Raw genomic sequence first — 14394 nt, forward strand, 5'->3', positions numbered from 1 at the left:
TCCCGCCAACCTGGAGGGAGCTTCAGAGTTGGATGGCAACCATGGGCCCGTCCGCACCGATCGCAAGCATCGGTGTGCCGCGGGAGATCAAACGGGATGAGCAGCGTGTGGCGCTCAGCCCCGACGGGGTCCGGGAGCTCGTCTCCCACGGCCTGGAGGTACGGGTGGAAGCCGGCGCGGGCAGCGGAGCCGGCATGGGTGATGACAGCTATGCCGAGGCCGGCGCCCGGCTGGTGGACCGGGAGGAGGCCTGGGGAGCCCACCTGGTGGTGAAGGTGAAGGAACCCCAGCTGGAGGAGTTCCCCTTCCTGCGGGGCGATCAGGTGCTGTTCACCTATCTGCACCTGGCGGCCTATCCGGAGGTGGGGCGAGCCCTGCTGGAGGCCGGCACCACCGGCGTGGCCTACGAAACCGTGCAGCTCGACAACGGCAACCTGCCCCTGCTGGCCCCCATGAGCGAGATTGCCGGCCGGCTGGCGGCCCAGGTGGGGGCCCATCTGCTGGAGAAGCCCCACGGGGGACGGGGTGTGCTGATGGGGGGCTGCACCGGAGTGCGGCCGGCCCGGGTGGTGGTGCTCGGCGCCGGCACCGTGGGCTGGCATGCAGCCCGGCTGGCCGCCGCCATGGACGCGGAGGTGTTTCTGCTCGATCACACTCCGCAGCGGCTGCGCAACCTGGAATCCGATCGTCGCGGCCGGATGGTGAGCCTGGTCAGCAGCCGGGGGCTGATCGAGCGGCTGGTGCCGTCGGCCGATCTGCTGGTGGGTGCCGTCCTCACCCCCGGCGGCCGCGCCCCGACGCTGGTGGAGGAGGATCTGGTGCGGCGCATGAAGCCGGGGGCGGTGATTGTGGATGTGGCGATCGACCAGGGGGGCTGCATCGCCACCAGCCGCGAGACCACCCATACCGATCCCGTGGTCACCATCCACGGTGTCCAGCACTACGCCGTGGGCAACATGCCCGGGGCGGTGCCCTTCACCTCCACCGAGGCCCTGGTGAGCGTCACGCTGCCCTACATCGTCGGTATCGCCGGCCGGGGGCTGGTGGAGGCGGTCACCGAGCGCCCCGAACTGCTCTCCGGCCTAAACACGGTGGACGGGGCCGTGTGTCACCCCGGCGTGGCCAAGGCCCTGGGCATGCCCACCCGCCATCCGATGGCCTGCCTGCGCTGAGCCACCGCCTCCCGGCCCCCTCGCCCGGCCAGCGCCGCCTGGGGCCTCAGCGCAAGGGGGGCAGGGGTCGGGCCAGGGCTTCGGGGGCGATGCCATGCCGCAGGGCCAGCACCAGCCCGGCCGCTTCCGCATGGCTGGAGGCCTTCAGCGCCGGCAGGCCCAGGGCCGCTGCGGTGACCGCAAGCACGCAAGGGTTGCCCTCCACCGCAATCAGGGGCACTCCCCGCTCGACGCAGGCCAGCACCGCCTCTCCCCCCAGGGCTCCGGCCGGAGCCACCACCGCTCCGATCCGCTCCGGGTGAATCAGCTCGCCCCCCCGCCAGGCCGCCAGGTCCGACCGAGCGATCAGATCCGGCGCCCGGCTGAGTCCCACCAGCACGCAGGGCAGAAAGGTGTGGCCGAGCTCTTCCCCGGCGGCCCGCGGGTCGAGGTCCGGATCCGGAGGCAGGGGAGCCAGGGCCGGTGCGTGGGCGCAGGGCAGCCGCAGGTGCCGGGCCAGCAGATGACTGATCACAGCCTCGGCTCCGGCCAGCCCATCCACCCCGATGCCGCCCCGGTAGGCCGCCAGGGCCGCGCTGCCGGGATCCTCCGGGAAGCGCGCCACCACCGCGACGGCGGTGGCCCCTTCCCGTTTCAGCTGCTCCCCGGCCCGCAGCAGTGCGTCAGGACGCCCCAGCCGCCCCCAGCTGGCCCCGCTGCTCCCCAGAGTCAGGCTCACCTCCAGGGGGACGTCGGTGGTCACCACGGGGCCGATGCTCAGGCCCAGGCTGGCTCGACAGGCCTCCGCGGCCTGGAGCTGGCGCAGGCGCAGCTCCGGTTCGATGGCGGCATCGAGCAGCAACCCCACCCGCCGGCCGGTCACCGGCGCCAGGGCCAGCTCGCCGGCGGCGAAGCGGTTGAGGGCCCACCCCTCCACGTAGTGCAGCCGGGGATCGCTCCAGTAGAGGGCGGCCCCGTTCATCACGTTGGGATGGGTGATCAGGCAGCCGGAGGCGGCGGCCAGGAGTCTGGCGGCCGGCAGGCCATCGCCGGCAAAGCCTCCGATGGCGCAGCCGATCCCGGTGGGGATGATCAGAAGGGTGGGCAGGGGCGGGGTCACGGGTCCCGGTCGTCCGGCGGCTGGGGCCTCATGGCCGGCGGAGCAGCACCGCTTCGATCCGCAGCCGGTGGCCACCGCCAGTAAGGGGCGCCGCCGCGGTGATGGCCCAGCGGAGTGGCTCCCCGCGCACCCACAGGGCCTCCCGAAGCTGGGGCAGCAGGGGGCCGGCGGCGAGTTCGAGCCAGATCTCGATCGGCTCGAGCTGGTCCGCCTCTGGGGGGGGGGGCATCGCGTCGCTCAGCGCTGGAACTGGCCGAACTGGGCCTCGTAGAGGGCGTCCTCCTGGCCGGCCAGCAGGGTGAGGTCACTGCGGGGATAGGAGACGCAGAGCAGGGCGTAGCCCTCGGCCTGGAGGTCCGCCTTCACCCCCATTGCATCGGACTGGTCCACGCGGCCGGAGCTGAGCCGGGCCGCACAGGTGGTGCAGACGCCCGAGCAGCAGGAACTCGGCAGGCCAATCCCCGCGGCCTCGGCGGCGGCGAGCACGGTCTGGTCGGCTCGGCAGGGAAAGCTGTGGGTCGTGCCATTCAGCTCGGCGGTCACGCGGAAGGTGTCACTCATGGGCGGCTGCAGACGGGGCCCCATGGCAGGAGATGGATCACCATCCCATCTTCCCGGACGGTGGGGTCGTACCGGATGGGACCGGTGCCGTCAGGGTCAGTGGTGTCCACTGGTCGGGATGGGGGGCGAGATATTCGGGCGAAGGGCCGGCGGCCCCGGCGTCGGCCGGAGCCGAGAGAACGAGGTCGAAGCTGATCGAGATCCTGCGGTCCTCCGCGTCCAGGTTGGCGGTGACGGCGTGGTCGGTGGCGGCGGGGAAGAGCACCAGCAGTCCAGCCTGGGGTGCCACATCCACCCAGGGAGCGTTGAGCGGATGGCCGGTGGCGATCGGTCCGCCGTGGCCGACGGCCAGCCCCGGCACGAGTTCATTGCAGGACCGCGGTGCGAACAGGCGGAGACAGCCGCTGCGGCCGCTGCCGTCGCCATTGACGTAGTAGACGGCGCTGATGTGGGCGTTGGGGTGGTGATGGCGCCCCACCACCTGGCCCGGCTCGCTCACCACCGGCCAGCAGCGCTGCAGGTGCAGGCTGACCCGCTGAGGATCGAAGCCAATGGCCTCCAGGTACTCCAGCGCGGCTCTCCGGACCGCCTCCCGGAGCCAGGCGAACGCCGGCAGGGTGTGGAGCCGCCAGATCCCGTGGAGATCGCCGGTCCAGGCGCAGCCCTCGTCGGGGTTCGACTGCGCCGGCCCGCGCATCGCGAGCAGGTCGTGGAGCATTCCGGCTGAATCGAGCGGATCCGGTCGCAGCTGGATCCGGGCCAGGGCCAGGGGAAACAGCGACTGGATCAGCACGGGAGATCAGGCCATCGCCGTGGCGCCGCCCACCACTTCCAGGATCTCCTGGGTGATGGCGGCCTGGCGGGCCTTGTTGTAATCGAGCGTGAGGCTCTTGGCCAGGGCCTTGGCGTTGTCGCTGGCGTTGTTCATCGCCGTCATCCGGCTGGCCAGTTCGCTGGCCGCGGCCTCCTGGAGTGAACGCAGCAACTGGTTCTCCAGGTAGAGCGGCAGCAGGGCGTTGAGCAACTGATCCGGGCTCTGCTCGAAGACGAAGTCCGATTGGAGAACGGGTTCGGGATTCGGCGCGCTGCCCCGTTCCACCGCCAGGCGGCCCTCCCGGGTGGTGAGACGGAAAATCTCATCATCGGGGCTGGCGATGCCCTGGGGATCGAGCGGCAGCAGCGTCTGGGAGACAGGGGCGCTGCTCACCAGGTTCACGAACTTGGTGTAGATGATCTCGACCCGGTCGGTGGAGCCCGAGAGGAATTCCGCCAGGATTTCGTCGCCGATTCCGCGGGCCTCGTCGGCATTGGGGACCTGATCCAGCCCGGTGAAGGTGGCCAGGATCGGATAGGACCGGTTCTGGAAATAGGACGTGGCCTTGCGGCCGATCAGCACGAGGGAAAGGTCGTAGCCCTGATCCTTGAGTTCGGCGAACCGCTGTTCGGTGCGCTTGATGATGTTGGCGTTGTAGCCCCCGCACAGCCCCCGGTCAGCGCTGACGGCGACCAGGGTGATGTGCCGGAGCGGACGCTCCTGCTCCAGCAGCGGGGTATCCACCACATCCTCGAAGCGCATGCGGGACTGGAGATTCTCCAGGACCCGGGTGAGACGATCGGCGAACGGCCGTGCGCGGAGCACCTGCTCCTGGGCACGGCGCACCTTGGCGGCCGCCACCAGGCGCATGGCCTCGGTGATCTTGCGGGTGTTCTTGACCGAACTGATCCGGTCGCGGATTTCCTTGAGGTTGGCCATGGACGGAGAACCTCAGGCGGTGGCCAGCATGGTGGATTTGACTTCGCCGATGGCCTGCTTCAGCAGTCCCTCGGCCTCCTCGCTGAGCACTTTTTCGCTCTGCACCTTGGTGATGTACTCGGGCTGGTGGCTCTTGAGGTAGTCCCGCAGTTCCCGGCAGAATTCCGACACCTGATCCACGGGGATCTCATCGATCAGGCCCTTGACGCCCGCGTAGACGACCGCCACCTGTTCCGCCAGGATCAGGGGGCTGTACTGGGGCTGCTTGAGCAGTTCTCTGAGGCGCTTGCCTCGACCGAGCTGCTGCTGGGTGGCGGCATCGAGGTCGGAGGCGAACTGGGAGAAGGCCGCCAGTTCATCGAACTGGGCCAGCTCCAGCTTGAGCGTGCCCGCGATCTTCTTGATCGCCTTCGTCTGGGCGGCGCCGCCCACCCGGCTCACCGAAATGCCCACGTTGATGGCGGGGCGCAGACCGGAGTTGAACAGGTCGGAGCTGAGGAACACCTGACCATCGGTGATCGAGATCACGTTGGTGGGGATGTAGGCCGACACATCACCGGCCTGGGTCTCGATGATCGGCAGGGCGGTCATGCTGCCCTTGCCCATCGCATCCGAGAGCTTGGCGGCCCGCTCCAGCAGGCGGCTGTGGCAATAGAACACGTCGCCGGGATAGGCCTCACGCCCCGGCGGGCGGCGCAGCAGCAGGGACATCTGGCGGTAAGCCTGGGCCTGCTTCGTGAGGTCGTCGTAGACCACCAGGGTGGCCTTGCCCTTGTACATGAACGACTCGGCGATGGCCGCGCCGGTGTAGGGAGCCAGGTACTGCAGGGCTGCCGGCTCCGAGGCGCTGGCGGCCACCACCACGGTGTAGTCGAGGGCGCCGCGCTCCCGCAGCACTTCCACCACATTGGCCACGGAGGCCGATTTCTGGCCGATGGCCACGTAGACGCAGACCACGTCCTCACCCTTCTGGTTGAGGATGGTGTCGATGGCGATGGCGGTCTTGCCGGTCTGCCGGTCGCCGATGATCAGTTCTCGCTGACCCCGTCCGATCGGAATCATGGCGTCGATGGCCGTGATGCCCGTCTGCATGGGCTCATGCACCGACTTGCGCTGGATGATTCCCGGCGCCATCGATTCGATCAGCCGCGTCTCCGTCGTGGCGATTTCCCCCTTGCCGTCGATCGGCAGGCCCAGCGGGTTGATCACCCGGCCGAGCATGGCGTCGCCCACAGGCACCTCGGCGATCCGGCCGGTGGCCTTCACCGTGCTGCCCTCCTGAATGCCGAGACCCTCGGCGAGGAGCACGGCGCCAACGTTGTCGTCCTCGAGGTTGAGGGCGATGCCTTCGCTGCCATCCTCGAACTGCACGAGCTCACCGGACATCACCTGCTGCAGGCCGTAGATGCGGGCGATGCCATCCCCCACGGACAACACGGTTCCGACGTTGCTGACCGAAATGGATTTGTCGTAGTCCTCGATCTGCTGCTTGAGGATGGCGCTGATCTCGTCGGGTCGGATGGAAACCATGGGTGGAGATCCCCGGAGGGGGAGGCGATGGAAGGAGAGACGGTGGGAGGGTGGGAACGGGGGAGTTGGAGCTAGCCCGCCTTGGCCAGCGCCAGGCCGAGGCGCCGCACCTGGCCCGCCAGGCTGGCGTCGATCACCTGGGAGCCGACGCTGACGACGAAGCCGCCGATCAGGCTGGGATCGATGTGGAGATCGAATTCCACATTCCCGGTGCCGGCCACGGCCTGCACTTGGGTCTGGAGGGCCTGCTGCTGCGCTTCGCTGAGCGGGGTGGCCGAGGTGACCTTGGCCAGGGCGATCCCCCGCTGTTCGCGGTACAGCACCAGGAAGCGATCCAGCACCGCATCAAGCACGGCGATGCGCTGGCGATCGGCCAGGAGTTTCAGCAGGGTCAGGAAGGAGGGCGTCAGCTCGTCGCTGAAGAGGTGGATCAGGGCTTTTTTCTTGGCCTCAGGCTCCAGCACGGGAGAGGTGAAGGCTTGGCGCAGATCCGCCGAGGAGTGCCAGAGGGCCAGCACCTGGCGGGCCTGCTGGGCCACCAGCTCGGTTTCCTGCCGTTCTTCGGCCACCTGGAGCAGGGCCTCGGCGTAGGGGGTGGAAATGGAGGTGAGGAGCGGCATCAGGCTTGACCGAGGCTGCGGATGGATTGATCGATGAGCCTGGCCTGGGCGCCTTCATCCAGCTTGCCAGGCAGCTCAGCCAGGGCCTTCTCCACGGCCAGACGTGCCGTCTGGCGCCGGAGCAGGTCACTGACCCGATCCGCTTCCGACTGCAGATCGGCCACGGCCCCCTGCTGCAGGCGGGCCATCTCATCGACGGTGCGGCGTTCGCTCTCGAGGCGCAGCGCATCGGCCCTGGCCTTGCCATCCACGCGGATCTGATCGGCCTTTTTCTGGGCCTCGGTGAGCTCCTGCTGGGCCGTCGAGAGGGCCAGGGTGGCTTCCTGCAGCCGCGCTTCCGCATCCTGGAGGTCGGAGAGGATGGCCTCGCGTCGTTTCTCGAGGATGCCGCCGAGCACCTTGGGCAGGAACCAGACCAGCGCCGCGATGACGATCGCCAGGTTGATGATGTTGGTTTCGAACAGGTCGAGGTTGAGCCCGATGGCCGCGGGGGGCAGGCTGGCGAGCGGGAGGGGAGACGGGATCATTGGGCTGCCAGCAGACGGGTGATGATCAGGGTTCCGAGTTGGTCGGCATCGCGCTCGAGCACTTCCTCGGCCGTCCTGCGCTTCAGGTCGATGTCTCGCCGTGCCGTTTCGCGGCTGCTGTTGGCCTCGGCCTGGGCGGTGGCCAGCGCGCTGCGGTAGAGGCGATCCATTTCCTGCTCGGCCTCGAGGATCAGCGACTGGGACTTCTGACGTGCCTCCCGGAGCTGCTGGCGCAGGTCGGCCTCCAGGCGCTGGGCCTGGGCCAGTTTCTGTTTGGCTTCAGCGCGGCTGGTGCTGATGTAGCTCTCACGCTCTTCCACGGTCCGTCCGACCGGGCGGAAGAACAGGGTGTTGAGGACGAAGGTGAGGAGCACCACCTGCACTGCCATGAGAGGCAGGGTGGCATCGAGGTCGAACAGACCTCCCTCCGGAGCACCTGCTGCGGCAAGCGGTAGCCAGCTGATCATGGGGCGGGAGCGCTGGAAGGGTCGGGGTGGCACCGCCGGCGATCAGCGGGCAGGGCCGGGGGACTCGGAGCTGGACTGACGGGGCTCAGCCCGGCAACGGAGCGGGAATTCGGGGTCCGCAGTTGCGGCCCGCTGCCCCGCTCCGTCGCCAGGGCGATCAACTGGCGAAGGGGTTGGCGAACAGCAGCACCAGGGCCACGACCAGGCCGTAGATGGTGAGAGCTTCCATGAAGGCCAGCGAGAGCAGCAGGGTGCCGCGGATCTTTCCTTCGGCTTCAGGCTGGCGGGCGATGCCTTCGACAGCTCCGCCGGCAGCGGTGCCCTGGCCGATGCCGGGGCCGATGGCCCCGAGGCCGACAGCCAGACCGGCAGCCACAACAGACGCGGCGGGAATAAGGGAATCCATGGTGGAAGGTGACGATGGGGGGCGCCGGAGAGCGCGGAATGAAGCTGACGCCTGGGACATCTCGGAAAGGAGATGGGCCCGGATCGAGCCGGACCTGCGCGCAGGAGATTTAGCAGATGGACAGCCCGGCCCACTGGGGCCGGGCTGTCCCGGTCAGTGGGCCTCCTCGTGGACCGCCTCTCCGATGTAGTAGGCGGCCAGAGTGGCGAAGATCAGGGCCTGGATGGCGCTGGTGAAGAGCCCCAGGAACATGGCCGGCAGGGGCACCAGCAGGGGAACCAGGAAGGCGAGCACGGCCACCACCAGTTCGTCGGCCAGGATGTTGCCGAAGAGACGGAAGGAGAGGGAAAGGGGCTTGGTGAAATCCTCGACGATCTTGAAGGGGAGCATGATCGGCGTGGGCTCCACGTAGTACTCAAAGTACCGGAATCCCTTTCGGCTGAGGCCGGCATAGAAATAGGCCAGCGACACCAGCAGGGCCAGGGCGATCGTGGTGTTGATGTCCGCTGTGGGGGCACCGAGTTCCCCACTCGGCAGGTGAATCAGTTTCCAGGGAATCAGGGCTCCACCCCAGTTGCTCACAAAGATGAACAGAAAGAGGGTGCCGATGAACGGAAGCCAGTCTCGGTAGGCTTTTTCTCCGATCTGCTCGCGGGCCAGATCGCGGATGTAGGCCCAGAGGAATTCCAGGAGGTTCTGGACGCCGCGGGGATCACGCCCCAGCTGACGGGTGCCGGCCACGACGAGGGCCAGCAGGGCGCCGATCACGACCCAGGAGCTCAGGAAGACCTGGCCGTGGATCTTGAGGCCGCCGATCTGCCAGTAGAGGTGCTGACCCACCTCCAGTTCGGCGAAGGGGAGAAGGAAAGGCAACGGAACCATCGGAAGGTACGGAGGTGCCGCTGACGCGACGGATGGGAACAGGACGGCCGGAGTGAAGCGGCTGTCAGGGCTGGACGAAGGCCTGCATCAGCAGGGCCGGTTTGTAGAGCAGGAAGCCCACCAGAACCGGAACGATCTCCAGGGCGGGCAGCCGGGCCGCCGCCAGCACCAGCACCACCGGGACCAGGAGCTGGGACTTGCCCACCTGGCGGGAGCCGGCGCCGATGCGGGCCACGCTGCGAGCCAGGAGCCGCAGGTAGAGCAGACCGCCGCCGGCACCCACCGCCACACTGAGGGCCGCGGTCCGATCGAACAGCAGGGCCGCGGCCGGGACCGCGACGGCGGAGACGATCAAGGTCGAGAGCAGCAGACGGCGCTGGAGACGGGCGTACTCCTCCATGCCGTTGCCCGGAGCGGTCGGGCTCGGCGTGGGTTCGGCCTCCGCCGCTGGCTGGAGGAGCACCGGAACGGGTGTGGCCCGTCCAGCCAGGCTCCTGAGCAGGGACGCCCTCAGATCGGGGGTGAACTCTGGCGTGCCTGGCAACGGGGCCGGCACGATGGGATCCACCGAATCCAGCCCGACGGCAGCGCCCGGATCGACGGAGCGATCGGATGCTGATGGACCTGAGACGGGTGGGGCCTGCAAGTGCGCCAGCGGGTTGGAAAAGGCGCGCGGAATCTATCACAAACCCGTTACATGGCTGGCCGCTCCATCCCCAGAACCGGCTCTGCAGCTGGTTCCAGCAGCAGCAGCCGCCGCCGCCAGAGATCCCGGGCCACCCGCAGTCGGTCGGTCGCCGAGGCCCCCAGGGGCAGGGCCCCAAGGGCCGTCGCCGGCCCGGCCTCCTCGAGGGCCTGCAGCAGCCGCAGGCCCTCGGGTTCGAGGTCGATGGGTCGGAAGTCCGGATCGAGAAGGCTGGTCCCCGGCCAGCCCCACAGGCAGGGGTTGCGCCGCCCTCGGGCGGCCAGCAGGGCGTCGTCGTCCTCCCAGCGGCAGGGCGTGAGGGGGCCCCGGCTGAGGAAGAACTCGAAGTGGCTGATGTCCGGGTCCAGGGACTCGACCAGGGCCCACTGCTCGCGTTCGGGCAGCCTCCGCGCCCGCTCCAGCAACTCCCCCTGCAGCAGCCGGGCCGGATCCCACACCTGGGGATTGGAGAAACCGGCGAACTCCAGATCGGCGCTCGCCACGAAGCGGAACAGCCGGTCCAGGTCGTAGCTCGTTTCCTGGGGATGCAGATACATGTCGGCGAAATTGGCGTCCGAGGCGGTGTCCAGGGACCAGCGCTCCTCGTGGTGTCGCCGGAGCCTGTTGCCTGCCGGAAGCGTGGCCAGCAGCCCGCGACCCAGGCTCAGCCCCCCGGCATCCCCCCCCACCTGGAGCCGCTGGAGCGCCGCCTGGACCCGGTGGATCTCCCAGCGCCCGCCGTCGGCGTACAGAAAGAGGTGCAGCAACCCGCCGGGCCTGAGCCGCTCGGCGAGGGCGGCCAGGCCGGCCTCAGGTTCACGCAGGTGGTGGAGCACCCCGACTGAATTGATCAGATCGAAGGGGCCTTCCCCGGCCAGCTCCAGGAGGCTGCGCTGCTCGATCCGCAGGGATGGGCACCGCTCGAGCGCTCCGGAGCGGCGCAGGCGTTCGCGGGCCTGGGCCAGGGCCCCCGGGCTGATGTCCACCGCCAGCAGCTCGGCCCCCGGGTTGAGGTGGGCGAGGTAGTCGGTGCTCACACCCGTGCCGCAGCCGGCGTCGAGGATCCGGGGAGGCCGCCCGGCGGGGGGAAGGCGGCCGGTGCAGGCGCTGGTGACGCAGGCATGGCACCAGCGCCAGTTGTACCCGGGGGGTGGTCCGTCCTGGAGAGGGTCCCCGGGGTACGGGAAACGGTCGTAGAAGGCGCTCACCACCGGTGTGGCGGCATCTGCAGGGCCTGGACGCATGGGAGGGATTCGCCGTTCTCTGGTGGGGAGCTTTTCATGGACGGCCCTCCGCGGGGAGCGACCGGGCCGGTCCGCTGCAAACATTTGTTCATGGCCTTCGGGCCGGCCGGGAGGCCAGCCGTAACGTGGCTCCGCCCGGTACGCGACCGTTCATGACCGTGACCGCCAGCAGCGGCAGCACCAGGGTCAGCCCCCAGCTCTTCGACACCCTGCCGCTCTCCAGCGTCCGTCAGGCGGAGCAACAGGATCGGTTCCCTGAAAAAGGAGAGCTCGATACTCTCCTCGCCTTCTTCCGCAGTGGCAGCACGCGGGTGGAGGCGGCCCGCCGCATCTCCGCCAATGCGGACACCATCGTGGCCAAGGCGGCCAACCGCATCTTCGCTGGCGGCACCCCGCTCTCTTACCTTGACGAGCCCCTGGCCCCGCTGGGCTCCACTCCCGCGGAGAGCGCACCCCTGGCGGCGGATCAGCTGGCCGCCGCCACCTCCGTGCGCACCTTCGCCCAGGGCAGCGGCGGCACCGGCTTGCTGGGCCGCATCCTCGAGGGCGTCCAGGCCGATGCGGATGTGCGCGTGGTGCTGCCCACCGGCTTCACTCCCATCAGCGTGGCCCGCTACGGCAGCGAGCGCATGCGCAAGTCCCTGCGGGACATGGCCTGGTTCCTTCGCTACGTCGGCTACGCCGTGGTGGCCGGCGATCCCAGCATCCTGGCGGTCAACACCCGCGGACTGCGGGACGTGCTGGAGAACGCCTGCTCCCTGGCCGCCACCAACGTGGCGCTGCAGGAGATGCGGGCGGCCGCGGCGACCCTCTTCCGCCAGGAGCCCGAGGCCCGCCAGCTGGTGATCGCCTGCTTCAACGTGCTCCTGCAGGAGCTGGCGATCCCCACCCCGTCCGCCCGCCAGCGGCTGGGCAGCCCCGAGAACCAGGGCCTGCAGCTCCCGGCGATCTATGCCCTGGCCGCGGAGACGCCCCAGCGTTTCGTGATGAAACCGGGTCTCTCCGGCCGGGAGAAGGCTGAGGTGATCCGGGCCGCCTACCGGCAGGTCTTCGAGCGGGACATCGTCAAGGGGTACTCCCAGGTGGTGGCACCGGTGCAGGCCACCCAGGTCTCCCAGGGGCAGATTTCAATGCGGGAATTCATCCGCTGCCTGGGCCGGAGCAAGGAATACCAGCGCCAGTTCTACGGACGGTTCTCCAACAGCCGCGTGGTGGAGCTGGCCTTCCGCCATTTCCTCGGCCGGGGGGTGAGCTCGATCGAGGAGTTTCGCCGCTACTTCGCCATCGTGAGTGCCCAGGGCCTGCCCGGACTGGTGGATTCCCTGATCAACACCCTGGAGTACGCCCAGGTGTTCGGTGAGGAGACCGTTCCCTACCTGCGTGACATCGGGGAGGAGGCCCAGGAGAGCGCCGGCTGGGGCTCCAACCGCAAGCTGTTCCGCTTCAGCGCTCCTTTCGAGGGTGCTCCGCAGTACATCACCCTCTACGCCGCCTACCGGCAACCCCTGCCCGACCAGCATGCCTACGGTGGAGGAAACGATCCGATCGGCCTCAACTACGGCGCAATCTTCCCCTCGGCGACCGCGGCGGTGGCCACCCGGTCCGCCCCGTTCAGCTACGACACCCGACGCATCCTGGTCGGCAACGGCATCCGTGAGCCGGGCCAGATGGACAGCCCCCAGTTCCGCTCCTCCACACCCCGGCGGGTCGGGCCCCGGGTGGTCCGGCTCCAGCAGATCGCCACGGGAGGCGCCTCCGTTCCCCGTCGGGGAGGCCAGCCCAGTGTGCGCGGCACGGAATCCAGCACCCAGGCGGTGATCCGGGCCGTCTACGTTCAGGTGCTGGGAACGGCCGGTTACGACGGTGAGCGTCTCAGTGTTGCGGAGATCAAGCTCGAGAACGGGGACATCAGCCTGCGGGAGTTCATCCGCCAGGTGGCCCGCTCCAAGGCGTTTCAGCGCCGTTACTGGGCCGGGCTCTACATCACCAAGGCGATCGAGATCATCCACCGCCGCCTGCTCGGCCGCCCCACCTTCGGGCGCCGTGAGATCGACGGCTACTTCGACACAGCGGCCCGCCAGGGGTTCTACGGCATCGTCGACGCCATCCTCGACAGCCCCGAATACCTTCAGGCCTTCGGGGAGGACACCGTCCCCTACGAGCGCTTCGTCACCCCGGGGGACCTCAATGCCCGCCGGGTTCCCAAGCTGGTCCGGTCCTTCGATCCTTCCGCCGTCACCGATCTCAGCCTGACCCCTCGACCCCAGGCCGCTCAGCCCTCCGCGTTCATCGGCACCGGTGACCTCACCCCCCGCAACCTGACGGATCGCCGCCTCAGGCAGGTGGTCGGCAGTTGGACTGCCCGCTTCCCGGAGGGGCAACGGCCCCCCGACACCACCGCGACGGAGCCACCCAGCAGCCTGCGGCAGCCCCCGGAGCCCACCCGCCGCTGGAGCACATCCGCGGGAGCCGCCGGGGGCGCCGGCCGACTCTGGTCGGCGCAGCGGGGCAGCACCCCCGGATCCCCGACCCAGCTGCGCCCCCTGATCAGCGGAGACTGGCGTTCCGTCCAGAGCAGCAACGGGCTTGGCCTCAGCACGGCCCGGCCGGCCGAGGCCGCCATGGCCAAGGCGCTGTCCGGAGCCCAGCCCCAGGGATTCCGCCGTCGGCGGGGTCTCGCCCAGCCGGTCAGGCTTCCCGCCGGCGCCGATGAAGCCGTTCTGCAGCAGGTGATCGAAGGTGCCTATCGCCAGTTGCTCAACCGTGTGCCCCTGGCCGCGGAACGCCTGGGGGATGCGGAGTCCCAGCTGCGGGATGGCCGCGTCTCTGTCTCCGAGTTCATTGGACTGATCGCCGCCAGCGACCTGTTTCAGCAGCGGCTCCAGCGGATGGCTCCGCTGCGGGCCGCCTCGGCGGCTTACCTGGCCCTGCTGGGCCGGGCCGCCCAGCCGAAGGAGGTCAGCCTGTTCCTGGCCACCCGGAGCGACCAGGGGCAGCCATCCGCCCTGAACCGGCTGCTTAACAGCCAGGAGTACGCCGATCGCTTCGGCCGGGATACCGTGCCCTACCTGCGTGGCCTCGCCACGGAATCGGGGATTCCGCTCCCCACGGTCAATCGCACCGCGGCCCTCTATGGGGGCAGCGCCGGCCTCACTCCGCCCACCCGCGAACCGATCTGAGCCCGGGGTCCTCCGGAGGGGGGGCGATCGGCAGCCTGCGCTCCCGGACTCCAAACCGGGAGCATTTTGTGTTGGCCAGGAACAGTGATCCGGGCGAATCACCACAGAATCTGTAGTTTCCCTGTCCCAGGAAGTCTGGAAATGCTTCACAAACCGTCAGCAGCTCTTGTCATATCAACATCCGTGAGAATCGTTGCCAGCACTGGGATTTATCCGGTTTTACCGCCGTGAAGAACTGTTACCGCCGCGGGGGTCTGTGGCGCGCATTG

At 69.0% G+C, this 14394-nt stretch carries 15 protein-coding genes; 2 read left to right on the forward strand and 13 right to left on the reverse strand.

Going from position 1 to position 14394, the window contains the following annotated elements; genetic code table 11:
• Nucleotides 1-32: 32 nt before the first annotated feature.
• On the forward strand, nucleotides 33-1172 hold the full coding sequence (gene ald, locus ACWJI7_RS07370; RefSeq protein WP_479936658.1) for an alanine dehydrogenase: 1140 nt from the start codon (nucleotides 33-35) through the stop codon (nucleotides 1170-1172).
• 46 nt (nucleotides 1173-1218) lie between these two features.
• On the opposite strand, the gene ACWJI7_RS07375 is transcribed toward ald, so the two are convergent.
• The 13 genes from ACWJI7_RS07375 to ACWJI7_RS07435 all read right to left on the reverse strand — a co-directional run bounded on the left by ACWJI7_RS07375 (nucleotide 1219) and on the right by ACWJI7_RS07435 (nucleotide 10946).
• A complete protein-coding gene (locus ACWJI7_RS07375; protein WP_479936660.1) occupies nucleotides 1219-2271 on the reverse strand; it encodes a DUF3326 domain-containing protein in 1053 nt (350 codons plus the stop codon).
• A gap of 28 nt (nucleotides 2272-2299) precedes the next feature.
• Nucleotides 2300-2500: a hypothetical protein gene (locus ACWJI7_RS07380; RefSeq protein WP_479936662.1), complete on the reverse strand. Its 201-nt coding sequence runs from the start codon at nucleotides 2498-2500 to the stop codon at nucleotides 2300-2302.
• Nucleotides 2501-2508: 8 nt separating this feature from the next.
• Nucleotides 2509-2832, reverse strand: coding sequence for a 2Fe-2S iron-sulfur cluster-binding protein (locus ACWJI7_RS07385; protein WP_479936664.1), 324 nt, complete (start codon nucleotides 2830-2832; stop codon nucleotides 2509-2511).
• Nucleotides 2833-2869: 37 nt separating this feature from the next.
• Nucleotides 2870-3625, reverse strand: coding sequence for a TIGR02466 family protein (locus tag ACWJI7_RS07390; RefSeq protein WP_479936666.1), 756 nt, complete (start codon nucleotides 3623-3625; stop codon nucleotides 2870-2872).
• Nucleotides 3626-3631: 6 nt separating this feature from the next.
• On the reverse strand, nucleotides 3632-4585 hold the full coding sequence (locus ACWJI7_RS07395; protein WP_479936667.1) for a F0F1 ATP synthase subunit gamma: 954 nt from the start codon (nucleotides 4583-4585) through the stop codon (nucleotides 3632-3634).
• Between the two features lie 12 nt (nucleotides 4586-4597).
• Nucleotides 4598-6115, reverse strand: coding sequence for a F0F1 ATP synthase subunit alpha (atpA, locus tag ACWJI7_RS07400; RefSeq protein ID WP_479936669.1), 1518 nt, complete (start codon nucleotides 6113-6115; stop codon nucleotides 4598-4600).
• Between the two features lie 71 nt (nucleotides 6116-6186).
• The gene (gene atpH, locus ACWJI7_RS07405; protein ID WP_479936671.1) at nucleotides 6187-6735 is read right to left on the reverse strand and encodes an ATP synthase F1 subunit delta; all 549 of its coding nucleotides are present in this window, start codon (nucleotides 6733-6735) and stop codon (nucleotides 6187-6189) included.
• Nucleotides 6735-7262, reverse strand: a complete 528-nt coding sequence (locus ACWJI7_RS07410) for a F0F1 ATP synthase subunit B (protein WP_479936673.1) — start codon at nucleotides 7260-7262, stop codon at nucleotides 6735-6737. Before ACWJI7_RS07410 ends, atpH begins: the two co-directional genes overlap by 1 nt.
• A complete protein-coding gene (locus ACWJI7_RS07415; RefSeq protein ID WP_479936915.1) occupies nucleotides 7259-7726 on the reverse strand; it encodes a F0F1 ATP synthase subunit B' in 468 nt (155 codons plus the stop codon). The genes ACWJI7_RS07410 and ACWJI7_RS07415 overlap by 4 nt, the downstream gene beginning before the upstream one ends.
• A gap of 160 nt (nucleotides 7727-7886) precedes the next feature.
• Nucleotides 7887-8135, reverse strand: coding sequence for an ATP synthase F0 subunit C (gene atpE / locus ACWJI7_RS07420; protein WP_479936675.1), 249 nt, complete (start codon nucleotides 8133-8135; stop codon nucleotides 7887-7889).
• A gap of 153 nt (nucleotides 8136-8288) precedes the next feature.
• Nucleotides 8289-9017: a F0F1 ATP synthase subunit A gene (gene atpB / locus ACWJI7_RS07425; RefSeq protein WP_479936677.1), complete on the reverse strand. Its 729-nt coding sequence runs from the start codon at nucleotides 9015-9017 to the stop codon at nucleotides 8289-8291.
• 64 nt (nucleotides 9018-9081) lie between these two features.
• Nucleotides 9082-9585 carry an ATP synthase subunit I gene (locus tag ACWJI7_RS07430; RefSeq protein WP_479936678.1) on the reverse strand — a complete coding sequence of 168 codons (504 nt, stop codon included), beginning with the start codon at nucleotides 9583-9585 and terminating at the stop codon, nucleotides 9082-9084.
• Nucleotides 9586-9710: 125 nt separating this feature from the next.
• Entirely contained in the window at nucleotides 9711-10946 is a 1236-nt protein-coding gene (locus tag ACWJI7_RS07435) for a class I SAM-dependent methyltransferase (protein WP_479936680.1), read from the reverse strand.
• A gap of 152 nt (nucleotides 10947-11098) precedes the next feature.
• Between ACWJI7_RS07435 and ACWJI7_RS07440 the strand changes: the two genes are divergently transcribed.
• Nucleotides 11099-14125, forward strand: a complete 3027-nt coding sequence (locus ACWJI7_RS07440; protein WP_479936682.1) for a phycobilisome rod-core linker polypeptide — start codon at nucleotides 11099-11101, stop codon at nucleotides 14123-14125.
• Nucleotides 14126-14394 lie beyond the last annotated feature (269 nt).

This window comes from Cryptocyanus atlanticus LEGE 06306 (assembly GCF_056633155.1).

Excerpts from the sequence above, each read along its gene's own strand:
- ald (WP_479936658.1), top strand. The coding sequence starts at position 33 with ATGGCAACCATGGGCCCGTCCGCACCGATCGCAAGCATCGGTGTGCCG.
- ACWJI7_RS07380 (WP_479936662.1), bottom strand. The coding sequence starts at position 2,500 with ATGCCCCCCCCCCCAGAGGCGGACCAGCTCGAGCCGATCGAGATCTGG.
- ACWJI7_RS07385 (WP_479936664.1), bottom strand. The coding sequence starts at position 2,832 with ATGAGTGACACCTTCCGCGTGACCGCCGAGCTGAATGGCACGACCCAC.
- ACWJI7_RS07395 (WP_479936667.1), bottom strand. The coding sequence starts at position 4,585 with ATGGCCAACCTCAAGGAAATCCGCGACCGGATCAGTTCGGTCAAGAAC.
- atpA (WP_479936669.1), bottom strand. The coding sequence starts at position 6,115 with ATGGTTTCCATCCGACCCGACGAGATCAGCGCCATCCTCAAGCAGCAG.
- atpH (WP_479936671.1), bottom strand. The coding sequence starts at position 6,735 with ATGCCGCTCCTCACCTCCATTTCCACCCCCTACGCCGAGGCCCTGCTC.
- ACWJI7_RS07410 (WP_479936673.1), bottom strand. The coding sequence starts at position 7,262 with ATGATCCCGTCTCCCCTCCCGCTCGCCAGCCTGCCCCCCGCGGCCATC.
- atpE (WP_479936675.1), bottom strand. The coding sequence starts at position 8,135 with ATGGATTCCCTTATTCCCGCCGCGTCTGTTGTGGCTGCCGGTCTGGCT.
- atpB (WP_479936677.1), bottom strand. The coding sequence starts at position 9,017 with ATGGTTCCGTTGCCTTTCCTTCTCCCCTTCGCCGAACTGGAGGTGGGT.
- ACWJI7_RS07435 (WP_479936680.1), bottom strand. The coding sequence starts at position 10,946 with ATGCGTCCAGGCCCTGCAGATGCCGCCACACCGGTGGTGAGCGCCTTC.
- ACWJI7_RS07440 (WP_479936682.1), top strand. The coding sequence starts at position 11,099 with ATGACCGTGACCGCCAGCAGCGGCAGCACCAGGGTCAGCCCCCAGCTC.